Genomic DNA, 22,460 nt, shown 5'->3' on the forward strand with positions numbered 1-22,460 from the left:
ATGGGTTATAAAGATGTCAGAGAGTGGATCGAGCAAGTTCAGCAGATGGGCGAACTCAAAGTGGTCGAAGGGGCTGATTGGAATTTAGAAATCGGCGCCTTGTCGGTGCTCGCTTCGAAGCATAAAGAGAATAGCCCGGCATTGCTTTTCGACAAGATCAAAGACTACCCGGCGGGCTACCGCATTCTTGTCGGCTTCTTCGAGAGTTTGAAGCGCTCCGCTCTCACCACCAATCTACCGTTGGACATCGACCGCGAAGGATTTATCAAAGCTTGGCGCGAGCGCTTAGCCAAGCCTGAGTCGATTCCCCCCGTGACGGTTTCTTCTGGGCCGATCTTGGAAAATGTTTTTTCCGGCGACGATATCGATCTATTTAAATTCCCCGTGCCGCGCTGGCATGAACGCGACGGCGGCCGCTACATCGGCACCGGCCACGTGGTCATTACGCGCGACCCGGAAGAAGATTGGGTGAACGTCGGCTGCTACCGCGTCATGGTACACGATCGTAACACCATGGGTATGAACATCTCGCCGGGAAAACACGGCCGGCTGCATCGGCAAAAATATTTCGACAAAGGAAAACCCTGCCCTGTGGTGTGTTGTTTCGGCGTCGATCCGCTGCTGCACATGATCGCGACCCGGCCTGAGCCCTACGGCCGCAGTGAATTCGACGCAGTGGGCGGACTCAAGGGCGAGGCGGTGGAAGTTATTCGCGGCGAAGTCACCGGCTTGCCGATTCCCGCCTACGCCGAGATCGCCATCGAAGGCGAGTTTTTGCCGGATCAAGGGAGAGAGGAAGGGCCCTTTAGCGAGTGGACCGGCTATTACGCCAGCGGCGAAAAGATGGAGCCGTTGGTAAAAGTGCACCGGCTCTATCATCGCAACGATCCGATCATCACCGCGTCGCCGGAATATCGGCCGACGGCGCGCGCCGAGCATTGTTATGAATTGTTACGCGCGGCTTACATTCGCGATCAGGTGGAAAAGGCCGGCGTGCCGGACGTCACCGCGGTGGCAAGTTATTTTCGCCGCTTCATGACCGTGTTGGCGATTCGCCAGCGCTATCCCGGCCACTCGCGCCAAGCGGGAATGATCGCCAGCCAATGCCAGGGCGCGGCCTACTTGGGGCGCTACGTCATCGTCGTCGACGACGATATCGATGTTTACGATATCGACGATGTGCTGTGGGCGATGTGCAGCCGCTCCGATCCGGTGGATTCCGCGGAAATTATCCGGCGCTGTTGGAGCGGGCCTCTCGATCCGATTATTCCGCGCGAGCTCAAAGGCTTGAGCTCGCGCATGATCATCGACGCCTGCCGGCCCTTCGAATGGCGCGACAAGTTTCCACCCGCCGCCCAAATCAGTCCAGCGCGCCAACAGGCGGTGATGGAAAAGTGGCGCAAAGAATTGTTTAGTTAGTGTCGAGCGTTTGGTGGCGGCGTGCGTCTAATCGCCAAGGGGAGGATCGCCAATGAGACCGAGAGTCCTAGCATTTCAAATGGCCGGAGTTTTCTTGTTGGTTTCGCTGGCGTCCTTCGCCGCGGAAAAAACTCCGGCTACGACCCCGGCCAAAGCGCCGGCCACGGCGGCGATGCAAAACAGCCAGCCGAAGAAATCTAAGAGCGGCAAGACGCCCAAGGCGCTCAAGTACCGCGGCGATATTTCCGCCATTGACGCAGCCAGCGGCGCAGTTTCAGTTAAGGGGCTGGCCGGTGAAAAACAATTTATGACCCAGGATGCGGCCAAGGATGCGGTGGAACGATTGTCGGTCGGCGATAACGTCCGGGTGATTTACTCGGATAAAGAAGGCAAGCTGCTCGCCACTTCCGTGCGCAGACTTAAAGTCAAGCAAACAAAAGCTTCATCCTCCACGCCGACGAAAGCCGCCGACAGTAAAACCACGGCGCCACAGAAGAACAGCCAGGCAGCTGGAAAATAATCACTGGCAGCCGATCCGCCATTACTTGCCGCGGGGAAATAACATCCGATCGTTCGTCACTGGTGGCGTTTCGCTTTCAACTCTCGGCGCATTTGTTCGACCGGCTTGAGCTGCATCAAGCGCTTGATGGCGATGCCGGCGATGCCGCTAAAATCGATACTACCATTGACCAGCGCCGCGATGCCGGCCGGTCCGCCCATGGCGATGACTTCGTTGTCGAGGTTCTCATCGCGAAATAATCCCCGCTCCTCGGCGCCGTAGAGCGACAAGTAATGAATCGTCGCCGACGGAAAGGTGGTGCGAAATTTTTTCGCTACCGCTGACTAATTGAAAAAAATTGAAGCAACTAAAGTCTTCGGCAACCGCTTAGCCGATTGAGACTGGGTAAAAATTGGCGAGGCCAGACTCTTGCGAGTCTGGCCTCGTGCCACTGAGTGTGACGGGTACTCAGTGGCTACCGCTATCCCGTGGGAGCTGTGCTGAAGGAGGCAGCGCGGGATGCGGCAAGCTAATTCATTTTACTGTTGCTGGCTGGCTGAAACCATTTCGATTGTCGCCGACGGCGTTGCAAGTAAGTGTCCTTGGGCCATTCCCACGTGCGGCCTGGAAGATTGTCACCGAAGTAGGGTGCGCCGTTAACTTTGCTCTGTGAGAACACCATCTGCCAAAAGCTCTGTCCGCCAAGTTCAGAATTTGTTTGTTCCATTTTCGTCGCTCCTTCTTTGATAATCTTTATGCGAATTAGGCTTCCCAAAATCATGGCCGTCTCCTGATGATGAATTTTGTTCTCCGTCCTAACTAATCTTGCTGCTTGTTTCGTCACGTCGTTGGTTTCTAGTAAAAGCAGGAGCCGTGCCGAAGTCGAGAACTTACCGAATCTCGTAGTCTGTCCTGAAATGTCGTCATGTTGGGCTTAAGCGGCACCGGCAGTTGAGTCCGGCATGGCGCGGCGGCCAGGCTTTCGGTCATCGGTGCCGGAAGCGCGCCGGCGCGATGTCATGGCAATGGAAGACCTGACGGGAAATGACGCATGTGGCCGTTTGTCCTCGCATCGTTGGGCCGCGCTAAATCGCCGATTCGAGCCGGCTTGAAGATCGACTCGGTAGTTTTGGGAAGTTTGGCGAAGCCGGTTCAGAGCGGATGCCCGTTGCGGGGTTGCGGCACGGGGGGCGTGTTTGTGGCTCGTGATCGTGGTCGTAATCTGGGCGAACACGAGCCAGGAACGCGATCATGCATTTTGCGCGAACTTTTTACCTGTCGTGGAACTTGGCGGTATCGCCGCCGCTGGAATAAACCGATTATTTTTTCTCGCGGAAAACTTCGTCGGTGAGTGAGTAATCCATCACTTGCGCAGCGGGCACGGGCGTGGGTATCAGTTTGGACGCATAGGCTTGATCGTAAATTTCTTGCAAATCCTTGATCGGTATCTTGCCGTCGGTGGTGAAACCGTTGAGCCAAGACTTGTATGACTCTTCGGCGACCTTGGTGGAGATTTTCCATTTATTGGCGATATAGTTCACCATCCAGGTTTTTTCCCGCCGGTTAAAATCCATCGCCTCGAAGGTGGCGCGAATCACCGCTTTGACGCCGGCTGGGTCTTTTTTCAGTTTCGCTTCATGGGTAGCGATGCCGCCGGAGGCGGAACGTAGGTTGAATTCCGGTCCCGAGGCGATATCGCGATAGCCTTTCTGTGTCATGACGACGTTGTGTGGAAGCGACAGCACGGCGGCGGCGACGCTGCCTTGGCTGAGCGCCTGCACGCTGTTCGATACCGAGCCGGTTTGAATGTAGGTGACCAGATCGGGATTGACGCCTTTACGTTTGATCAAGTCGCGGGCGACGATGTCTTGCAGCGTCGCTAAGCGATCGACCGCCACTGTTTTGCCGACAAGATCTTCAGCGCGGCGAATCTCCGGATTGCCGATCAACCAGAACAGCGTGCGGTCGTGGGTGACCATGATGCCTTTGAATGGCAAGCCGCGCGCGGCGCCGACCAGCGGCCCAGTGATACCGGTGAGATAATCGATTTCGCCGGTGACCAATGCCGAGGTTTGCACCGCGCCGGCGAGCTGTATCAGGTCGACGTCGAGTCCATGCTTTTTGAAAATGCCGGCATCTTTGGCGACGAAGAAAGTAAGAAACGTGATGCTAAACGCGGGATAGCCCATGCGAACTTTTTTTAGTTCCTGGGATCTGACGGATCCGACGGATATTAGCGTTAGGACGAATAAAATAAGCGCGCGGGTTGTGAGCTTGCCGTAATGGGTTGCGTTAGTATTCATGGTTCCTCTCAACGATAAAGCCGGTCGATGAAGCCTTCCTTGGCCAACTTGTCGACGATGCTGTTGTCGATCACTTTCAGTGTGAGTGCGTCCGCGTCGACGCCTTTCACGGGTTCGAACTCCAACGTGGTGGCGACGTTGCGCGGGTCGACGCGGGGGATTTTCTCGATGTAGCGGATGACGAGGTTGTAGGTTTCTTCCAAGAATGCCGGGTCGCTGCGTTTGAAATATTTTTGCAGCACCTTGACAGTGCCGTCCTTGTCGTGGTGCATCAGCGCCACCGCTTCGATGTAGGCACGCATGGCACGCTCGACGGTGTCGGGATTCTTGCGCAAGAAGTCTTGGGTGACCGCCATGACATTCATGGAGAACGGGATGTCGAGGTCGGCGGCGTTCAACAGCGCCCGCGCTGGCGCGCGCGGCTTGACCGCAGTTACCATGCCGGCCAGCTGTTTCTGTTCGAAGGCGGCTTGCACTTCCGGGGCGCCGCCGAGGGGGCGCTGGGTGACGGTTTTTTCCATGCCGAGTTTGCGCAGAATCAGCGTCGTTACAACGTGCGCGGTGGAATTGAATCGGGTGATGCCCAGGGATTGTCCTTTGAGTTGATCGGCGCGGCTGATGTCCGGCTGGACGTAGAGCGTCATCGGCGGTTTGTTAGTCATGGCGCCGATGGCGAGCACGGGCGCGCCGCGGGCGGCGGCAAGCACGACGCCGCTCATGCCCGGCGCACTCAATTCCAAGCTGCCGCCGAGCAAAGCTTGAATATTCGTTCCACTGGAAGCGATGTAGACCAGTTGGACGTCGAGACCGTATTTTTTGAACATGCCGGTCTCGTGGGCCATCCAGACGCTGGCAACGGTGGGGCTGATGGCGGAGTAGGAAAGGCGCAAAGGCGCCGCGCCCACATCGCTTCGTAGTAACCCACAAACAATCATCGAGAGCCAAATCCGTTTCATGGCGCCGAGTGTATCTATGTCGGCGACAAAATTCGAGAGGGAGACTTCCCGCGGTTGCAACTTGGCAAGCGAGTTTTCGCGATCATAGGAAGTTTCACCGGCCCAAACTCGCGGCGCCGAGCTTTTGCTATGGCATGCCGGTTGCGCTATCTATACAAAAACGACGCTGTGGTATCGGCAGGATAGTTGACTCGTTTGGCTGTTAAAATCATTGGAGGCATCATGAAAGCAAAAATTCTGAGCTTGATAATTGGGCTCTTATTGTGCGGCGCGACGCAAGTAATTGCACAAAAGTATCCCGACAAAGTGATCACGATAGTCGTGCCGTTCGCCGCCGGCGGGCCGACCGACACGGTGGCGCGTTTGATGGCTGTGCCGATGTCCAAGATGCTTGGCCAACAGCTCATCGTTGAGAACACGCTCGGTGCCGGCGGCACTATCGGCGCCAACCGGGTGGCTAAGGCCGCGCCTGACGGCTATACCTTGCTGCTGCACCATATCGGCATGTCTACCGCGCCGGGGCTATATCGCAAGCTTCCCTATAACCCAATGACCGACTTTGAGCATATTGGATTGATCAACGAAGTGCCCATGACTTTCGTTGCGAAGAAAGATTTTCCCGCCAATGATCTGAAGGAGCTGATTGCCTACGTCAAAGCCAACAAGGAAAAGATCAATCTGGCCAACGCTGGCATCGGCGCGGCTTCCCACCTATGCGGCATGTTGTTCATGAGCGCGATCAATACCGATCTGACCACGGTGCCCTACAACGGCACGGCGCCGGCGATGAACGATCTGCTGGGCGGCCAAGTCGATTTGATGTGCGATCAAACCACCAATACCACGAGCCAGATCAGGGCCGAGAAGATCAAAGTCTATGGTGTGACCACCAAGAAGCGCTTAGCTTCTTTGCCCAATGTGCCGACCATGGATGAAGCGGGCATGAAAGGCTTCGAAGTTTCGGTATGGCATGGACTTTACGCCCCCAAGGCGACGCCCAAGCCGGTGGTCGATGCTTTGGTCAAGGCGCTGCAGTTCGCCCTCAAAGACAGCGTAGTCAAGGAACGTTTCGCCGACCTGGGCACGGAACCGGTGGCCGAGAACCGGGCGACACCGGCGGCGCTGCACGACCACCTCAAGGCCGAGATCGACAAATGGACGCCGATCATCAAAAAGGCCGGTGCGTTCGCGGATTGAGTTGTGGGGTCTCAATAGAATTAGAAAAAAGGTCGGGCTCTACCCGGCCTTTTTTTTGGAATAGCTAATTTCTTGGGAACTGATGTAGATGGTGAGGCAAGTTAGGAATTCAATCGTCGGTGAAAGGTTGTAGGGGTCGCGATGGGAATTCGAAGCAACAAAGATTTGTTGGCCGGGTTGATCTATATTTTTTTCGGTGTGGCGGCGATCTTGATCGCTCGGGATTACAACATGGGGACGGTGTTTAAAATGGGGCCGGCGTATTTTCCGACGGTGCTGAGCGTGTTCTTGATCGTGGTCGGCGCGATCTCGGTGATCCGCGCTTTCATTGTTCAAGGTACGCCGATCGGCGTGATTTCACTTAAAGGTCTAGGGTTGGTGACCGCGTCGATCGTGGTTTTTGGACTGGTCGTGCGCGGCGCGGGATTGGCGATCGCGTTGCCGCTGCTGCTTTTCATCAGCGCCGCCGGCAGCTCCAGGTTTCGCTGGCAGACGATGGCGATGATCGCCGTCGGCTTGACGGTTTTTTGCGTGCTCGTGTTCGTCAAAGGACTGGGTATACCGCTGCCGATCGTCGGTCCGTGGTTTGCCGGTTGAACGACGGGAGGATGGAGTGGAGCTGTTAAGTCATCTGTGGTTAGGGCTGCAAACTTCCGCCAGTCTTGCCAATCTTTTTTACTGCTTCGTCGGCGTGTTTCTCGGTACCGCGATCGGCGTCTTGCCCGGACTCGGTCCGACGGCGACCATTGCGATGCTTTTGCCGGTGACTTTCGTTCTGCCCCCGGTCTCGGCGCTGATCATGCTCGCCGGGATTTATTACGGTTCGCAGTACGGCGGCTCGACGACTTCGATCCTGGTGAATTTACCCGGCGAAGCGGCGTCCGTCGTCACGACTCTCGACGGCTACCAGATGGCGAAGCAAGGGCGGGCGGGCGCGGCGTTGGCCGCTTCGGCGATCGGTTCGTTTTTTGCCGGCACCGTGGCGACATTGTTAATCGCCGCTTTCGGACCACCGCTTGCTGCCGCGGCGCTTCAGTTCGGACCGGCGGATTATTTTTCGCTAATGGTTATGGGATTGTCGGCGTCGATCGTGTTGGCGCAAGGATCGTTGTTGCACGCCATCGGCATGGTCTTGCTCGGACTGCTCTTGGGTCTGGTCGGTTCCGACGTTAATTCCGGCACCCAACGCTTCACTTTCGGTATTTTTGAGCTTGCCGACGGTATCGGTTTCGTCACGGTCGCCATGGGCATGTTCGGCTTGGGTGAAATCATCCGCAATCTGGAAGACGAAGAAGACCGTTCGGCGGCGATCGCTAAGATCACCAGCCTGTGGCCGACTAAAGAAGATTGGCGGCGTATGACGCCGTCAATCTTACGCGGCACTGCGATCGGTTCGATCCTCGGCATCTTACCCGGCAGCGGTTCTATTCTCGGATCGTTCGCGGCCTATTCGATTGAAAAGAAAGTTTCGAAATACCGTCACGAATTTGGCAAGGGCGCCATCGAAGGCGTGGCCGCGCCGGAGTCGGCCAACAACGCCGGCGCGCAGACTTCATTCATTCCAATGCTGACGCTGGGGATTCCTTCCAATCCGGTGAGCGCGCTGATGGTCGGCGCGATGATCATTCATGGCATTCAGCCCGGTCCCTCGGTGATCACCGAACAGCCAGCGCTTTTTTGGGGCTTGATCGTCTCGATGTGGATCGGCAACTTGATGTTGCTGGTGCTCAACTTGCCGCTCATCGGCATGTGGGTGAAGATGATTACGATTCCCTATCAACTGCTCTATCCGGGGATTTTAGTTTTCTGCGCCATCGGCGTGTTCAGTCTCAAGAACGCTACTTTCGACATTCATCTGATGGCGATGTTCGGCGCGCTGGGATATTTATTTTCCAAGCTCGGTTGCGAGCCGGCGCCGATGCTGTTGGCGTTTATCCTCGGGCCGTTGATGGAAGAGTATCTGCGCCGCGCGATGCTGCTTTCGCGGGGCAATCCCTGGGTCTTCGTGCAGCGGCCGATCAGCGCGACGCTGCTCGCGCTGGCTGTGCTGGCGATGCTCTCGGTGCTGCTGCCGTCGTTTAGCAAGACTCGGGAAGTGCTGAAAGAGTAATCCACAAATTTTCTATTGCTTTCGGACCCTCACCCTCGCCCTCTCCCGCTTCGCGGGCGAGGGTAAATCTAATTACAGCGCGGGGCGATAAAAGTTTAGCGCGTTGCCGCCCAATACCGCTTCTTTGTCTTCCTGCGTGAGATCGTTTCGTTGAAGCAGCTCATCGATCTCGTGGCGGCATTTTACTGCGTCGAAGACTTCGTGGGGGAAATCGCTGCCGAATAGAAACGACTGCCGGCCGCCTTTGGCCACCGCGGTGTTCAAACCGTCGTCGTCGCAATCGAAGCCGACGAAAATTCTTCCCGCGCTTAGCTGCTGCTTGAAATAGTCGCTGGCTTTCTCGCCTTCCTTTGGGCCGCCGAGCCGGTTGCCATTCACATCCATCTGCACATGGCCTTCGTGATAGGAGCGGTCCAAGCGGTCCATCATGAACGGCACCCAAGTGGCGCCGCCTTCGAGAAAGCCGACCCGCAATTTGGGAAATTTGTCGAACACGCCATGGCCGATCATGGCCGAGGCTTGGATCATCAAGCTAAACGGATGGCCGAGTGCATGCACGGGATAGTAAGTGGTGAAGGCATCCATGCCCATGTGATGGAGCGCGCCGACGTGGACGGCGAGGCAGCAGCCAAGTTTCTCCGCTTCTTCGTAAAGCGGCCAGTAGAACTTATTGCCGAAGTGCCCTTGGATCGCCTCGCCGTTGCTTGGCAGCATGCCGCCCAACACGCCGAGCTCTTTGACCGCGCGGCGCAGTTCGACGATCGCCGCATCGATATCTTGAAACGGGATCAGTGCGACGCCTTTGAGCCGCGAGTTTTTCTTGAGAAACTTTTCGTGCAGCCAAGTATTATAAGCACGGCAGGCGATCACCGCCCAGTCGGGCGACATAATTCTACCGACGGCGAGACCGGCGGTGGGGTAGAGTACGGTCCAGCTAATTCCAGTTTTTTCAAGAAACTCAGTCCATGCCGCGGCGTCGGGGTTGCCGGTGGCGCGGCGGTTTTGTTTCAAGTAGCGAAAATGCAGATGATCGAACTCGGGAAACAGTTTCGCCATCTGATTGCCCTTGGGCATGTACTGGGCGATCTCGTCGCCGCAAATATGGTCGTTGATATGGCCGTCGGCGTCGATGATTTGCATGGAATCAGCTCCTGGTAAAAATTGCTTGAAGTTAAATCTATTCCGTTTGCCCGATACTTTGCAATCTTTTCCCGGCTTCTGCTATGGTCGTGTGGTTGGCGCGGCTGCGGAACCAATTCAACAATGGCAGAGTTTAATGGCTTGTTTAGAAAATAAGGGGGAGCAGACAGTGGACTGGATATTTCAAACCCACGATACCTTCGCATTTCTGTTTTTACGATTTGGCTTGGCGGTGACATTTTTTATGCACGGGACGCAGCATGCGTTCGGTTGGCATGGCGGTAAGGGCGCGAAGTCGCAGGTGACCAACTGGCGCGATAAATACGGCATACCCTTGCCCATGGGCGTCTTAGCGATCGTCATCGAGCTGTCGACGATAGTGTGCATGGCGATGGGATTTTTCGTCCGTCCGGTGGCGTTGGGCCTAGCGATATTTATGGCGTTCGCGACGTTTTTGGGCCACTGGGAACATGGCTTCTTTCTGTCCACGGGAGCGGGAAAAGGAAGCGGCATCGAGTACACCATGGCTTTGATGCTCATGGCCTTGACGATAACCATCGGCGGTGCCGGGGCGTTTTCCATCGATGGGTTGCTGAGCCGGTGAGTTTCATGGGTGGCGCTGCTTAGCTTCGTGCGTTGATAAGATCGATAGGCTTCGGTTTTAGTGCCCTAATACCGCGGTAAGACTTTCCATATGGCCGCCGATGGGATAACTGAGCTTGGCCGCTTCGAGCGTTGTCGCAATTGCGGCGCCGAACTCGCTCCCGGTAAAGAGCAATGTCCGGCGTGCGGTACGCGCTCTTTGCCTTTTGGTAAAACGTCACTGTCCGCAGCAACTTCTTCCTCTCTCGGTCTCAAAATAACTCGCGGCATAATAGTTTTGCTTTTGCTGGTCGTGGCGAATCTCTATCTGCCCTACGTCACACCGTATCTTCGCTTGGTTTGGCCGATTTGGTACGCCCCGTTGGTGGGCGAGGCGATGAGTCGACTGGAGTCGGACCCGAGAGCTGTCGCCACGATGGGTGTTCCGATTCGTCATGGCTGGTTTGTGCGGGGTTTTTTGCAAAACGACGACGACGAAACTGGCGTGGCGCGATTTCGAGTTACGGTCCGCGGTTCGAAAGGCCCCGCTACGTTGGAAGCGTGGCTCGGTCGTGTGGAAGATACTTGGGTATTTTCTAAGCTGCAGTTGGCGGTGGCTGGCGGCACTTCTATCAATCTCCTCGACGCGGTGAACGATCCGCCCAGGGAAAAAGTTGCAACCGGTAGTCGAGTCTATCTCGTTCCCGTGGGACCTTTGCCCGATCTCGCCCTGAATCAACTGCCAGAATTCTACAAAGCAAACTTTGGTCTCGAAGTCGTCGTGCTAGCGCCAATTCCTATTGCATCCCAAGTGCGCGACCTCAAGCGCAAGCAGCTCATCGCCGAAGAACTTGTAACGCTTGTGCAGCGGCGCTTGCCGCACTTGGCCAAGGACACGCATAGTTTTCTGATCGCTGTCACGGCTGAAGACATGTACTTTCGCGAGCGCAATTGGAATTTTACTCCTACCTATTGGGACGGTGTGCGCGGTGGCGCCGTGTCTTCGGCGCGCTTTGTCGCGGATGGGCCAAATGAGGCACCGTCGCTGGTGCAAAGCCGAGTACGCAAAATGATTAGCCGCGTGATCGGTATGCTGCTCTATAAAATGCCACGGAGCGACGATCCCAGCAGTGTGTTATCAAATATATATTCTATGGCATTTAGCGCCGATTTGATGTCCGACAATATTGACGATTTAGGTTCGCGAGCCGTGATCGACAATTTCAAGTCCTCTCACTGGTTGCCGTCGTTGCCACCGACCATCAGCGCCGATAAGAAAGATTTCGACGCAAAAGGTGTGGACGGAAGCTATCCCTGTTTGCTCGCTAAACACGATCGCGATCCAAGTTCTAGAACGACGGCATTCACTGTGTCCGTGACGAAGTGTTTAGCCGCATCGCTTCTCATCGATACTGACGTGAACGAACTGGAGATCGACCTTCGAACAGGTTTGCTTAGGCATAGAGAGACCGATTTATTTATTCCCGGCACGCAGTCCCTCTCCGTCACCCGTTGTTATCGATTGTGGGACGACAAGGTCCGGACCTTCGGATACAACACGACGCTCGCCTGGGATATGTTTCCCAGCGGCAACCGCAATCCGTACAGCGATGTCGGGCTCAATCTTTGCGGTGGATCACGCGTTGAGTTCGACCGGATATCCGACGGGTCCGGTTATATGGACGCTTTGTTTGAGCATCGGCAGACGGCGTCGCCGTTTTTACGCGCGCGATTTGGCTGGGCCGGAAACGGTTGGAATCTCGATCGCGCCGACGGAGTCCACATGTTTTTTCCCGAGTCTTATAATGCGAAACGCGGTGTCGATGGCGCCCTGGTCGAGTTTAAGAACGCCAAGGGCGAGTCCGTCACCATCGAGCGCGACAAAGCCAGAAACTTAACGCGGCTATCCACTGTCAACGGTCAGTTCCTGAAGTTCGACCATGATTCCAGAAATCGCATGATCCGAGCTCGGGATCACGAGCAGCGAACCGTGGACTATACTTACGACATCGCCGGCCGGCTGGTGCAGGTGAAATCACCGGCGTCGACTCGCCGCTATACCTACGAAGGTACTTATTTGCTGTCGGTTCGTAATGATGGTGAGCAGCTGTTCCGTTCAAGTTATACTCGTGGGCGAATCGGCGAACTCTCGCTTCATGGAACTGAAGACTATAAATTCCGCTACGACTACGACCCGCGTGATAATTATACGGTGCTTCGGACCCATCTAACGCTTCCAGACGGTACGGTGAAGGCGTTCGATATCAAGCCGAAGTGAAGCTCGCTTCCCGGCTTTTGAAAGATGCTGCGAATCTCTTCCGTTGGACTATCAACTTGCTTGACAGCACGCGGGCTCATGTTACGCTACCGAGCCAATCGGCTTGAATAAGGATACTCTGATGAAATCCCTGCAACAGTTCTGCGTAATCCTCTCGATGTTTGCCATTCTTGGATGGTCGTCGACCGCCTACGCCCAAGCCGATTTCTACAAAGGCAAAACCATCACGGTGATCGCCGGCACGACCGCCGGCGCGTTGTCGATCGATGGGTTGTTGAGCCGGTAGGATTTACTACGACGCCACTGCGCCCAAGAAAAAAGCGCGCTTGATTTGTGAGCGTTGCCTCCAGAGGTTAGAATGATGGTGTGGATTTCGAACTTGTTTTAGAAGCGTTCGTGCGCGAGTCGGAGCGGCAGGGGGTGCGCTATGCCGCCATCGGTGGTTTTGCACTAGGAGTTTTGGGATCTCCAAGGGCTACACTGGATTTGGATTTTCTCGTACACCGAGACGATGTCACCAAAATTCACGACATCTTATCCAATCTGGGCTATCGTCGCGTCCACTATTCTGAAAACGTTTCGCAATATCATCACCACGACAATGTTTGGGGAAGCGTCGATTTCATTCATGCGTTCCGGGAAGTCTCGCTGGCGATGTTGGAGAGAGCTAAAGCTTATTCGGTTTTCAGTGCCAAGTTTACAATTCGGACTCTTGAACCGGAGGATGTCATTGGTCTGAAAGTGCAGGCCATGTCGAACGATCCACAGCGACGTGCCCAGGAAGTGAGTGATATCGAAAAATTGTGCGCGCTTTATGGCACGCGGCTGGATTGGCAACGAATCTTAGAGTTTTACCGAGTTTTTGATATTGAAGCAGATGCGCTAGATCTCAAGATACGGTTTGGCAATGTTAAGTGAAAAAGAAATACTAGAGCTGCGAGAAATGGCCGGTTCGACGGCTCTACGCGAGGAATTTCGTATTGTGCGGCGCAACTCGCAGCGGTTGGAGCAGCGGCTGACCGTCGATCAATTGCTCGCTTGGTTGAGTGCGATGGCGCGGCTGCTGCCGACACCGAAGGAACCGCGCCGATTTATCGAGTACAAGAACGTAAGATTTTAGACGAGGAGAGTTTCATGAAGTGTCATCGACAAGGTATCGCATTCTGGGTGTTGCTCAGTCTTCTTGGTTGGTCGGTATCCGCCCGCGCCCAAGCCGATTTCTACAAAGGCAAAACCATCACGGTGATCGCCGGCACGACCGCCGGCGCGCTTTACGATCAGTGGTCGCGCTTGTTGGCGCAGCATATGGGAAAACATATTCCCGGCAAGCCCGACATGATGGTGCAGAACATGCCGGGGGCGGGGCATATGATCGCGGCCAATTATGTTTACGGTAAGAGCAAGCCGGACGGTTTGACGCTGATCGGCTCGATCGTGCCGACGCTCTATTTCGATCAGTTGGTCGGCCGCAAGGAGGCGCAATTCGATTGGGCGAAGTTCGCGTGGATCGGCTCGCCGGTGCAAGGCGAATCGCAGATGTACATGCGCGCCGACACTTCCTATAAAACCATCGAAGACGTGCGCAACGCTAAGGAGCCGCCGCGCTGCGGCGCGCAGGGGACCTCGGACTCGGCTTACTATCTGCCCAAGCTGTTCGAAGAATTGCTCGGCGCCAAGTTCAATCTCGTGCAAGGTTATCCCGGCGGGCCCGAGATCGATCTAGCGGTGGAGCGCGGCGAGATTCATTGCCGTTCGTTTACCATCGAAGCGTTCTTATCGCGCGAGCCCTATCACACTTGGCGCAAGAAGGGCTTCGTGCGCAACATCATTCAGACCGGCAAGCAGCGCGATCGCAAACTGCCGGACACGCCGACCGTCTATGAGCTCATGGATAAGTATAAAACTCCGGAGGTGTCGCGCCGGCTGGCGAACGTGATGTTGGCGTCGGGCGCGTTGGGCCGGCCGATGCTCGGCTCGCCGGGGATTCCCGCCGAGCGCGTGAAAATGTTGCGCGAAGCATTTAACAGAACCATGGAAGATAAAGAATTCCTCGCCGACATCGATAAGCGCAACTTCGATCTCGACCCGGTGACCGGCGAAGAGCTGGAAAAGATCGTCCGAGAAGTCATGAACCAGCCGCCCGATGTCATCGCGCGGATGAAAAAATTGTTGGGTGAGTAGGGGCAGAGGGATTGGAGAGATGGAGTAGTGGAGTGCTGGGTTTCCGATCCCAACACTCCACTACTCCATCTCTCCATTACTCCAACTTCCCCTACCGGTATAGCCCGTCGATGTAGCCTGACTTGTCCAGCTCTTCTAGAAAACTTATGTCGATGAATTCTCTTGGGTTTGCCGTCTTCGCCACGGGGATGCGGTCGCTCACATCTTTGAAGATCGTTTTGAACGCTTCGAGATTCGGATAGGGTTTCTGTTTCACGGTTTCGCGCAGGGTCTGATAGGCGTCTTCCAGCTGCTTCTCGTCTTTAGTTTTTCGATACTTCACGAACGCGCGCTTGGTCACTTCGGGATTGGTTCTGACCAGGTGAATCGCTTCAACGTAGCTTTTCACCATGCGCCGAACCAGATCGCGATTCTTGGCGATATAACGCTGGGTGGCGACCAAGCCGGTGCCTTGGTAGAAAATATTCAACTCGGCCATGTTGAGAATAATTTTCATGCCGGCCAACTGCGGCGCGAGATGATCCGGCGGTGAGAAACTCGATGCGTCCGCCGAATTGCCCACCATGGCGATGATGCGCGCAAAAGTGTCGCCGATTTGTAAAAACGTCACGTCCTTATCGATCAAACCGAAGCGCGGCAGGATGTTGAGCACGCGCATATGCGACGCCGCCCCGAAGCGCGAGATCGCGATGCGCTTGCCCTTCAAATCTTCGGGCTTATTGATGCCGGGCCGCACGACCAAGCGGTCGTCGAGTAGTTCTTGCACGCTCACCAGCATCACCGGATCGCCGCCTTGCAAGCGGAGCGGCGACATCAGCGCGCCGGTCATCTGGCCGAACTGGATTTCCCCCGCCATCAACGACGGCGCCGAGATGTTGCCGGGCATGTAGATAATTTCTAAATCGAGATTGTTTTTCTTGAACAGCCCGCCGGTGTCGCCGAGCCAGAGTAGGCCATGCTGCGGGCCTGGCGAGGTGTAGCCGATTGTCAATCGATCCGCAGTCGCGCTTTGTCCATCGCCCGGCGTGAGAAATACCATCGCGGCGGCGCAGAGGCCGGGCCGGCAAATTAAGCGATCGAACGTATCGATGACGGTCACGTGAAACCATTGCCAAAGCTTTGCGATCATCTGGTTCCTCCTTGGGATCATTGACGATTCAGGCGAGTCACCGACCAGCGTCCCACGGCGGTGAGGAGAGCCAGCGCGGCGATCAAGAGCACGCCCAATGCCGCGCTTTGACCGGCGCTGCCGTCGTCCCACATGCGCCACATCAGCAGCGATATCACATTGCTGTCCCGGCTTGCCAACATCAGCGGCAGGGAGAAGGCGCGCAGCGCGTGAGACGCGATCCAAATCCAGCCGCTGACAAATGACGGCAAGAGCAGCGGCAAAATAATCCGCCGCAAGATCGTCAACCAGCTCGATCCGGCGACCTGGGCCGCCTCTTCAAGCTCCGGGTGAAGCTGGACCAGCGCGCCGTTCATGGTCCGGCTGCCGAACGGAATATAACTGACGGTCAGCGCCATGATCATCAGCGAAAGCGTGCCGTGAAGATTCAAGTAACCGAGCGGCGGTTGGACGAAGAGGAAAATAAACGCGATGCCGATGACCACGCCGGGCAGCGCGTGGGGGAGAAAAAGCACGGCGTCGAAGATCGCCACGCATTTGCCGCGGTTGCGCACGATGACCCAGCTAGCGGCGAGCGCCAGGAGCATGGTGAGAGTGGCCGCGCCGAAGCTGAGCCCGATAGTGTTGAGGGTCACCGTGCCGAGATCGCGGCTGCCCAGCACGGCGCGGTAATTATCCAGCCCGGCGCGCGCCAACGCCGCGAAAGAAGCATCGACGTGGTAGCGAAACAGCGAACGCCATATCAACGCAAAGAATGGCGCGCCGATGGTCAGAAGAAAAAATAGTAGATAAAGCGCCAGCGCCGGGTAACGCCATTGTCCCAGCGCTATTAAACGGGGCCGATATCCTTTGCCGGTGATGGTGGCGAAGTGACCGGCCTGGGCAGTGGCGCGCCGGTGCCAGACGACCAAAGCGATGCTCGCGAGCACCAGCAGCAAGCTCAGCGTCGCCGCTAGACCATACTCCGGCGGCGAGAACCTTTGCGTCGTAAAATAAATGTAGGTTGGGAAAACGTGGATGCCGGCGGGCATGCCGATGATGATCGGAATTTCCAACGACTCGAGATTGGTCATGAAGCTGTAAGTGGCGGCGGCCAGCAGCGCGGGGGTCAACACTGGCAGCGTCACCCACGCCAAAGTTGTCTTGAACGAAGCGCCGGCGGCGCTGGAGGCTTCTTCCAAGCTCGGATCCATCGCCCTGAAGGCGCCGACGGTCATCAGAAAAATCGTCGTGACGCCGCGTAAGCCTTCGAGAAAAATCATGCCCCACAGACTGTAGAGATTGAGCGGCCCTTCGCTCCATGCGAAGCCAAAAATCGAAAACGCCCGGCGCAGCCAAACATTGATCAAGCCGATCTGCGGCGACAACAGAAAAGTCCAAGAGATCGCGAACAGCAACCCCGGCACCGCCAGCGGCAGCAACATCAACGCCCAGGCGAGATGGCGCAACGGCATGTCGGTGCGCTCGGTCAGGATCGCGAAGGTCACGGCGATGACGAGGGAGAGCGCGGTGCTCGCGGCGGCGACGACGGCGGTATTGAAAAAAACCGTGAAGGTGGTCGGATTCGAATAAACGTCGATATAATGTTGCAGCGTGAAGGCGCCCGGTTCCCAGGGGGTTCCTTGGCGTAGGCTGAACAGCAGCAAATAGAGCAGCGGGACGACGATCAGGCCGACGAGAATCAGAGCCGCCAAGAGCGGCAGCGCGGCGGGCCGTTGGTTCATGCAGGTAGGTTTGAATTATTTCGCCGGTTATTTTTTCACGCCGGGCAGGGCCAAAATATCGCCGTATTCTTTGTTGTAGTCGTTCCAGCGCAGCGAACACTCGGCGTCGCAGACCGCGATGTATTTATTTTTCGCCAGCGGGAATTTGCGCGATTTGGTGTCCCACGGAAAACCGCGATAGGCGAAGCGCTCGAGCACGGTTTGGCCGCCGCTGGCGAGCCAGAGCGCGAACAGTTGCGTGGTCGCCGGCGTCGGCGTCCATTTGCTGACGTAGAGCCGCGAGCCGATTTCCAGCGGTATCGGATCGGGGAACGCAAATTTCAACGGCGCGCCTTGATCGATCTCGCGGTAGACGCTGTGATAGTTGATGCCGCAGGCGATGGGAAACTCTCCCGATGCCAGTTTCTGCACCATGACGTTTTGCCCCTGGGTCAGCACTGGGCTGTTGGCCGCCACGCGCTTCAACCAGCGCAGGAAATTGTCCCGCGTCTTGGCATCGTGCTGCAGCGACTGCAAGCGATTGCGCGTGTCGATCATCACTTTGCCTTTCCACGCCGGATCGGCGCAGACTTCCCAGCTCGACGGCTCTTTGCCCTTGGGAATTAGATTGGGATTCCAGGCGACGCCGCGGGCATTGCCGGTGGTGCCGAGAAAAAATCCGTTGGGATCGAGGGTGCGCGGATCGAGCTTGGGCCAACCTTTGGGCAGAAAAGGATTGATGTCTTTGTAGTTGACCGGCGGTTTGACGAAGACGCCTTCTTTTTCGTATTGAGTTTCGAACTCGCCGGCGACGTGCATGATATCGAACTCGGGATATTCGCCGCGCTTGATGCGCAACAAATAGTTGGCGAAGGGACCGACATCGCCCTCCCGCGTGTAGACGATCTCGCGAATGTAAGAAAAAGTCTTTTTGAACTCCGGCAAGACGTTGACGGTGTCGGCTTCCGGCCAATCGAGGGCGATCTTCAACCGGCCGTTGCGCTTGGCCAGTTCGTTCTTGGACATTTCGACGAGCCGGTCGAAGGGATTCTGGGCCCGCGCCGGCGGCGCCGAGAGCGCCAGGAACATCAACAGCAGGGCCGCAACGTTGAAGTTAAAATGACATTGTCTGATTTTGCCTTGGGCCATATTTCTTCCTGTTTTTTTGATTGTCGCGAATTTAATCTGAATCAAAAATTATTGCCAGCGGAAATTCATCCGGTCAAACTGGTTGAGCCGCGCCTCGATTTATGCCGCTCGAATATGATAGGAAATCGTCACTATGGCAACAAAAAATACCACTCGCTTACAGCAATTGTTGAAACGGCCCGAGCTTCTCGTCATGTCCGGCGGTTTTAGTCCGCTGCACGCGCGCATGTCGGAGATCACCGGCTACGAAGCGTTCTTCATGTCCGGTTCGCAAGTGGCGGCCTATGTCTACGGTTACCCCGACGTCGGCTTGCTCGGTTTGAACGAGATGGTCGAGTGCGTGCGGCGCATCACTAACGTCACCGATATTCCGGTCTTCGCCGACGCCGACACCGGTTACGGCAATGCGGTCAACATTTACTACACGGTGCAGGCTTATATTCGCGCCGGCGCGGCCGGGCTGCATATTGAAGATCAAGAAGCGCCGAAGAAATCCGGCACGCTGGCGGGCCGGCGTTTGATCTCCGTTGAAGAAGCGATCGGCAAATATAAGGCCGCGATGGCGGCGAAGAAAGATCTCGACGCCGACTTCGTGGTCTGCGCGCGCTGCGATTCCATCGGCTCTGAAAGTGGCAACTTCGAAGACGCGGTGAAGCGCGGCATCGCTTACGTCAAAGAAGCGGGTGTTGACTGTGTCTGGATGAATACGATGACCGAGCGCGAGCAGATCGCCGAAGCCTGCCGGCGCATCCCCGCGCCGGTGATCGCGCCGTACTACGGCCCGCGCCCGTCGCCGGACTTCGCCGAGTTTCAAAAACTCGGCGCCGCGGCGGTGTTGTATCCGAGTTTAACCACGGCCAACGGCCTGCAATCGACTTGGGAAGTGTTGCACGAGTTCAAGGAGCGCGGCCCGGTGGTGCTCGACGAATGGAACAAGAAAGCGCAAGGGAGCAAATACGGCATGGTGCCGCGCACCCAGGACCCGATTCTACCGTCGAAGAAGATTATTCAGCTCGAAGACGAATTCATTCCCAAAGAAATGCAGCGCGACTACGATAAGACTTTTGGGCATAATCGGCATTAGCGATCGTGCGCAGTAATTAAAGGGGCGACTGGCCGGTCGCCCTTCCGGCTTCGTTCACCGCCGCCGCGCGAAGCGAGGAAAGCAGAATGTGAAAGCCGACGGGGGTCATCTCTTCTCCTTCATTTTGGTCAGCGCTGCATAGGGCTCTACCGACAAAAGCGCCAACGCCGGTTCCGCCGCGATTCGGTTAAGCGCAAGCGGGTCATACTTGGTGAACGACATCACGACTGTGCCGCTCTTGGCGAAAATATGTCCGGGCCATTGGCCTTCCGGGAGCGGCAGCAAGATTTCCTGAATCCCGGTTTCTTCCCATGTCTGGTTATTCGAGCTTTTGACTCTGATCTTGGTCGGCGCGCCGAAGGCAATGTGAACAAATGAATCGGCGCGCAATGCTTCGGTCCATGTATCTGCCCTTACCGCGTATGCACTCGAATGAACTGAGCAGGAGCGGAGCAGTGCGATGATGTTCGTGACGAACTCGGCGCTTTGCGGTGCGGCGAGGTTTTTGCCGTGCCGCACGACCCGCAGACGAACGTCGGCGGCGCTGGCCAGGCCGGCGCTGAAAAGAATGCAGACGAAGATTGTCACGCTGCGATGAATGTACTTCCGGTTTGCCATTTCAGTTCGCGCAAACGTTTTTGATCGATTCTTGGTTCACGATTTGTCAGCGCTGGCCGCCGCGCAGAGCGCGTAGAGCAGATTGGAAAAACGATCGGCGCTTATCGCTGAAAGTTCGACGAGCGAAACTTCTCCTTCCGGCAATCTGCGATTCGGCGAGAGATCCTTCAATTGCGACCAGGCTTGTTGCATGGTCTGCCGCAAAAATGGCTGATCGGTGGTTTCATCGATGGCGAAGAGCGCGCGGCGGAGCGGAACCAGATTAAAAAGCTCGTTGATCTCAAAAATACAACCCGCGTTTTTCGGCGAGAAGCCGCGCAGATCCATAAGCACGGCGTCGCTATCGTCGGCCAAACGCGCCAGCGTTACCTTCCAGGTATCGTCGTGGCAGAAAAACTCCATCACGCGAAATTGGCCGTCCTTGTCCGGGTGCAAATCCATCTGATCCATGCGCAGGTCCAGTGTCTGTCCGGAGTCGATGAAGCGGCGCGCCAATTTGCCGCCGAGGAAATCGAGAAATTCGTGCGGCTCGACGGTCGAGGTCGCCAAGTCCGGGCCGGCGATCATCTGCATGCTGCCGACGGCGCGCCACGATTTGCCGAGAGCGTCGTAGGGAGTTTCGCTGCGCTTGCCAAGGGCGGAGACGCGGAGTAGCAGCAAACGCCGGCCGCTCGCTTGCGCGCGACGCGCGACTGCGAGCGCGCGAAACAAGACGGCTTCATTGAGTTTGTAGAGCGCAAAGGCGCCCACGCCGCTCAAAATCCACCAGCGGCCTTCGAAAACCAAGCCGACGGAGTTGGCGATGCCGAACAAAAGCCAGACGGCATCGATGGTAATCGATTGCGCGCTGATTTGTTTCTTTTCATAAAGCCGAAAGAGCGAGCCGATAATCAGCCAACCGAGGATGGCAAAGGCGGCGAAGCCGATCATGTGCAGGGCCATGAGCGTGCCGGTTGCGCCAAAGCCAATGGCAAAACTAAAATCGCTGATCGCTTTGAGAAGCTTTTGATTATTGCCGGTGAGAGTAACGATCAGGCTCGCGCCGGTGACGCTCAGCACCATGAAAACCAAAACCAGCGGGCCGACGGCGCGAACGCGCCGGTTCAAAAAATGACCAGCAAGAGAGTGGCCGGGGCATTGCTGCCGAGCCATAAGTAAAGCAGCCGGGCAATCGGCAGCCCAGGGTTTTTCGCTAAGAAGACGGCGGCGATGACTCCGCCGAGTAGAAAGTAAGCGATCGCTGTAGAGAGTCGGGCGCGGCGGAAAATTCCAATGGCAAGGTCGATCGCTAAAATGATCGGCCAGCCAAACACCCAGGTGAGAAATAAGAAACGGAATAGCGAAAATTCCATTTTTCCAGCAGTCAAGAACGCGCCGGCCATCGCAGCAGCGAAGACGCACCCGGCGAGCGTATGGACGAGCGCGGTCTGCCAGCGGCGCCGTATCGCGCTCCGATAGAGCACCGCAGCGCGTTTGTTCGTGTCCGCCAAATCGCGCGTGACGAAGCTGAAGCTCCGCGGCGCGTCGTGCGGCTTGTGCTCTGGCGCCGGCGGCAGATATCCCTTGAGATCAAGAAGCTCGCTCAGGTTGCGCCGCGCCATCGACTTGATGACGGCGCGGCGATAGAGGCGCAACAGAAAATACGAAGCGACGAATGCCAGAACCGCGGAGACGATCAGGATGAACGTCAGTTGACCGGTGAGAGCGGCGGTGATGGAACCGAACCGTTGACTCATATGCGAACAGGGTCCGGCTTTGCGAAGTGAAAATCAAGTGGCGGCGGCGAAACTTTCTCCCATGAGGTTGGTGTCTTGTAGTTCGATCATGAAAATTTGCATTTATGATGGCTACTTCAGAAATATCTTGTGATGCTCCTGGAAACTCTTCTTAAGGAACCTCTGAACAACTGCCCTGGAAGCAGGGCAGCGGAGGATAGATCGTTTTTTTCGTAATGAGTTACAGTTTTTTGCGAAGTTATATCAGATTACATTTTGCTCTCGTGGTTAATAGGGTCCTTAGTTTTGCCTCGATTTGCCCCCGTTGACCGTTGTACGAAGCGCTCGTATTACGGATAAGCTACGCCAACAAAGCTCGGCGCACTCGATACAGATT

General features: G+C 56.3%; 22 protein-coding genes. 11 read left to right on the forward strand and 11 right to left on the reverse strand.

Annotated features, from left to right (window positions below):
• Together EXR70_01220 and EXR70_01225 are read left to right on the forward strand one after the other, a co-directional pair.
• Nucleotides 1–1,419, forward strand: a complete 1,419-nt coding sequence (locus EXR70_01220) for a UbiD family decarboxylase (protein MSP37096.1) — start codon at nucleotides 1–3, stop codon at nucleotides 1,417–1,419.
• Nucleotides 1,420–1,471: 52 nt separating this feature from the next.
• Complete coding sequence (locus tag EXR70_01225) at nucleotides 1,472–1,939, forward strand: hypothetical protein (protein ID MSP37097.1); 468 nt, start codon at nucleotides 1,472–1,474, stop codon at nucleotides 1,937–1,939.
• A gap of 56 nt (nucleotides 1,940–1,995) precedes the next feature.
• Here the strand turns inward: EXR70_01225 and EXR70_01230 are convergent, their stop codons facing one another.
• The 4 genes from EXR70_01230 to EXR70_01245 form a co-directional block, all read right to left on the reverse strand.
• Entirely contained in the window at nucleotides 1,996–2,208 is a 213-nt protein-coding gene (locus EXR70_01230) for a hypothetical protein (protein MSP37098.1), read from the reverse strand.
• A gap of 239 nt (nucleotides 2,209–2,447) precedes the next feature.
• Nucleotides 2,448–2,699, reverse strand: coding sequence for a hypothetical protein (locus EXR70_01235; GenBank protein ID MSP37099.1), 252 nt, complete (start codon nucleotides 2,697–2,699; stop codon nucleotides 2,448–2,450).
• A gap of 538 nt (nucleotides 2,700–3,237) precedes the next feature.
• Nucleotides 3,238–4,221 carry an ABC transporter substrate-binding protein gene (locus EXR70_01240; protein ID MSP37100.1) on the reverse strand — a complete coding sequence of 328 codons (984 nt, stop codon included), beginning with the start codon at nucleotides 4,219–4,221 and terminating at the stop codon, nucleotides 3,238–3,240.
• 8 nt (nucleotides 4,222–4,229) lie between these two features.
• Nucleotides 4,230–5,177 (reverse strand): ABC transporter substrate-binding protein, encoded by a 948-nt coding sequence (locus tag EXR70_01245; GenBank protein MSP37101.1) that lies wholly within the window; start codon nucleotides 5,175–5,177, stop codon nucleotides 4,230–4,232.
• A gap of 222 nt (nucleotides 5,178–5,399) precedes the next feature.
• Here EXR70_01245 and EXR70_01250 point away from each other — a divergent pair, with 222 nt between their 5' ends.
• The 3 genes from EXR70_01250 to EXR70_01260 all read left to right on the forward strand — a co-directional run bounded on the left by EXR70_01250 (nucleotide 5,400) and on the right by EXR70_01260 (nucleotide 8,484).
• Nucleotides 5,400–6,374: a tripartite tricarboxylate transporter substrate binding protein BugD gene (locus EXR70_01250; protein ID MSP37102.1), complete on the forward strand. Its 975-nt coding sequence runs from the start codon at nucleotides 5,400–5,402 to the stop codon at nucleotides 6,372–6,374.
• A 141-nt stretch (nucleotides 6,375–6,515) separates the two neighbouring features.
• Nucleotides 6,516–6,971, forward strand: a complete 456-nt coding sequence (locus EXR70_01255; GenBank protein ID MSP37103.1) for a tripartite tricarboxylate transporter TctB family protein — start codon at nucleotides 6,516–6,518, stop codon at nucleotides 6,969–6,971.
• Between the two features lie 16 nt (nucleotides 6,972–6,987).
• On the forward strand, nucleotides 6,988–8,484 hold the full coding sequence (locus EXR70_01260; protein MSP37104.1) for a tripartite tricarboxylate transporter permease: 1,497 nt from the start codon (nucleotides 6,988–6,990) through the stop codon (nucleotides 8,482–8,484).
• Between the two features lie 72 nt (nucleotides 8,485–8,556).
• On the opposite strand, the gene EXR70_01265 is transcribed toward EXR70_01260, so the two are convergent.
• Nucleotides 8,557–9,624: an amidohydrolase gene (locus EXR70_01265; protein ID MSP37105.1), complete on the reverse strand. Its 1,068-nt coding sequence runs from the start codon at nucleotides 9,622–9,624 to the stop codon at nucleotides 8,557–8,559.
• Here EXR70_01265 and EXR70_01270 point away from each other — a divergent pair.
• The 5 genes from EXR70_01270 to EXR70_01290 all read left to right on the forward strand — a co-directional run bounded on the left by EXR70_01270 (nucleotide 9,557) and on the right by EXR70_01290 (nucleotide 14,665).
• The gene (locus tag EXR70_01270; GenBank protein ID MSP37106.1) at nucleotides 9,557–10,228 is read left to right on the forward strand and encodes a DoxX family protein; all 672 of its coding nucleotides are present in this window, start codon (nucleotides 9,557–9,559) and stop codon (nucleotides 10,226–10,228) included. The genes EXR70_01265 and EXR70_01270 overlap by 68 nt on opposite strands.
• A 90-nt stretch (nucleotides 10,229–10,318) precedes the next feature.
• Nucleotides 10,319–12,484 (forward strand): hypothetical protein, encoded by a 2,166-nt coding sequence (locus EXR70_01275; protein MSP37107.1) that lies wholly within the window; start codon nucleotides 10,319–10,321, stop codon nucleotides 12,482–12,484.
• Nucleotides 12,485–12,850: 366 nt separating this feature from the next.
• Nucleotides 12,851–13,402 carry a hypothetical protein gene (locus tag EXR70_01280; protein MSP37108.1) on the forward strand — a complete coding sequence of 184 codons (552 nt, stop codon included), beginning with the start codon at nucleotides 12,851–12,853 and terminating at the stop codon, nucleotides 13,400–13,402.
• Entirely contained in the window at nucleotides 13,392–13,604 is a 213-nt protein-coding gene (locus EXR70_01285; protein ID MSP37109.1) for a hypothetical protein, read from the forward strand. Before EXR70_01280 ends, EXR70_01285 begins: the two co-directional genes overlap by 11 nt.
• A gap of 14 nt (nucleotides 13,605–13,618) precedes the next feature.
• Nucleotides 13,619–14,665: a hypothetical protein gene (locus EXR70_01290; GenBank protein MSP37110.1), complete on the forward strand. Its 1,047-nt coding sequence runs from the start codon at nucleotides 13,619–13,621 to the stop codon at nucleotides 14,663–14,665.
• Between the two features lie 91 nt (nucleotides 14,666–14,756).
• Here the strand turns inward: EXR70_01290 and EXR70_01295 are convergent, their stop codons facing one another.
• From EXR70_01295 to EXR70_01305, 3 genes are read right to left on the reverse strand one after another with little or no spacing between them, the layout of a single operon-like run.
• Nucleotides 14,757–15,815, reverse strand: a complete 1,059-nt coding sequence (locus EXR70_01295; GenBank protein ID MSP37111.1) for an ABC transporter substrate-binding protein — start codon at nucleotides 15,813–15,815, stop codon at nucleotides 14,757–14,759.
• Nucleotides 15,812–17,518 carry an iron ABC transporter permease gene (locus tag EXR70_01300; GenBank protein MSP37112.1) on the reverse strand — a complete coding sequence of 569 codons (1,707 nt, stop codon included), beginning with the start codon at nucleotides 17,516–17,518 and terminating at the stop codon, nucleotides 15,812–15,814. Before EXR70_01300 ends, EXR70_01295 begins: the two co-directional genes overlap by 4 nt.
• A gap of 27 nt (nucleotides 17,519–17,545) precedes the next feature.
• Nucleotides 17,546–18,646: an extracellular solute-binding protein gene (locus EXR70_01305; GenBank protein ID MSP37113.1), complete on the reverse strand. Its 1,101-nt coding sequence runs from the start codon at nucleotides 18,644–18,646 to the stop codon at nucleotides 17,546–17,548.
• 133 nt (nucleotides 18,647–18,779) lie between these two features.
• On the opposite strand from EXR70_01305, the gene EXR70_01310 reads away from it, so the two are divergent.
• Nucleotides 18,780–19,730 (forward strand): isocitrate lyase/PEP mutase family protein, encoded by a 951-nt coding sequence (locus EXR70_01310; protein ID MSP37114.1) that lies wholly within the window; start codon nucleotides 18,780–18,782, stop codon nucleotides 19,728–19,730.
• 105 nt (nucleotides 19,731–19,835) lie between these two features.
• Here the strand turns inward: EXR70_01310 and EXR70_01315 are convergent, their stop codons facing one another.
• The 3 genes from EXR70_01315 to EXR70_01325 form a co-directional block, all read right to left on the reverse strand.
• Nucleotides 19,836–20,318, reverse strand: a complete 483-nt coding sequence (locus tag EXR70_01315; GenBank protein ID MSP37115.1) for a hypothetical protein — start codon at nucleotides 20,316–20,318, stop codon at nucleotides 19,836–19,838.
• A gap of 66 nt (nucleotides 20,319–20,384) precedes the next feature.
• Nucleotides 20,385–21,455 (reverse strand): hypothetical protein, encoded by a 1,071-nt coding sequence (locus EXR70_01320; GenBank protein ID MSP37116.1) that lies wholly within the window; start codon nucleotides 21,453–21,455, stop codon nucleotides 20,385–20,387.
• Nucleotides 21,452–22,084 (reverse strand): hypothetical protein, encoded by a 633-nt coding sequence (locus EXR70_01325; protein ID MSP37117.1) that lies wholly within the window; start codon nucleotides 22,082–22,084, stop codon nucleotides 21,452–21,454. Before EXR70_01325 ends, EXR70_01320 begins: the two co-directional genes overlap by 4 nt.
• Nucleotides 22,085–22,460 lie beyond the last annotated feature (376 nt).

The organism is Deltaproteobacteria bacterium (assembly GCA_009692615.1).
GTDB lineage: Bacteria > Desulfobacterota > Binatia > UBA9968 > UBA9968 > DP-20.

What these genes read in the sequence shown, in the direction of transcription:
- EXR70_01220 (MSP37096.1), top strand. Translation starts at nt 1, where the DNA reads ATGGGTTATAAAGATGTCAGAGAGTGGATCGAGCAAGTTCAGCAGATG.
- EXR70_01225 (MSP37097.1), top strand. Translation starts at nt 1,472, where the DNA reads ATGAGACCGAGAGTCCTAGCATTTCAAATGGCCGGAGTTTTCTTGTTG.
- EXR70_01235 (MSP37099.1), bottom strand. Translation starts at nt 2,699, where the DNA reads ATGATTTTGGGAAGCCTAATTCGCATAAAGATTATCAAAGAAGGAGCG.
- EXR70_01240 (MSP37100.1), bottom strand. Translation starts at nt 4,221, where the DNA reads ATGAATACTAACGCAACCCATTACGGCAAGCTCACAACCCGCGCGCTT.
- EXR70_01245 (MSP37101.1), bottom strand. Translation starts at nt 5,177, where the DNA reads ATGAAACGGATTTGGCTCTCGATGATTGTTTGTGGGTTACTACGAAGC.
- EXR70_01250 (MSP37102.1), top strand. Translation starts at nt 5,400, where the DNA reads ATGAAAGCAAAAATTCTGAGCTTGATAATTGGGCTCTTATTGTGCGGC.
- EXR70_01255 (MSP37103.1), top strand. Translation starts at nt 6,516, where the DNA reads ATGGGAATTCGAAGCAACAAAGATTTGTTGGCCGGGTTGATCTATATT.
- EXR70_01270 (MSP37106.1), top strand. Translation starts at nt 9,557, where the DNA reads ATGTACTGGGCGATCTCGTCGCCGCAAATATGGTCGTTGATATGGCCG.
- EXR70_01265 (MSP37105.1), bottom strand. Translation starts at nt 9,624, where the DNA reads ATGCAAATCATCGACGCCGACGGCCATATCAACGACCATATTTGCGGC.
- EXR70_01275 (MSP37107.1), top strand. Translation starts at nt 10,319, where the DNA reads ATGGCCGCCGATGGGATAACTGAGCTTGGCCGCTTCGAGCGTTGTCGC.
- EXR70_01285 (MSP37109.1), top strand. Translation starts at nt 13,392, where the DNA reads ATGTTAAGTGAAAAAGAAATACTAGAGCTGCGAGAAATGGCCGGTTCG.
- EXR70_01290 (MSP37110.1), top strand. Translation starts at nt 13,619, where the DNA reads ATGAAGTGTCATCGACAAGGTATCGCATTCTGGGTGTTGCTCAGTCTT.
- EXR70_01295 (MSP37111.1), bottom strand. Translation starts at nt 15,815, where the DNA reads ATGATCCCAAGGAGGAACCAGATGATCGCAAAGCTTTGGCAATGGTTT.
- EXR70_01300 (MSP37112.1), bottom strand. Translation starts at nt 17,518, where the DNA reads ATGAACCAACGGCCCGCCGCGCTGCCGCTCTTGGCGGCTCTGATTCTC.
- EXR70_01305 (MSP37113.1), bottom strand. Translation starts at nt 18,646, where the DNA reads ATGGCCCAAGGCAAAATCAGACAATGTCATTTTAACTTCAACGTTGCG.
- EXR70_01310 (MSP37114.1), top strand. Translation starts at nt 18,780, where the DNA reads ATGGCAACAAAAAATACCACTCGCTTACAGCAATTGTTGAAACGGCCC.
- EXR70_01325 (MSP37117.1), bottom strand. Translation starts at nt 22,084, where the DNA reads ATGAGTCAACGGTTCGGTTCCATCACCGCCGCTCTCACCGGTCAACTG.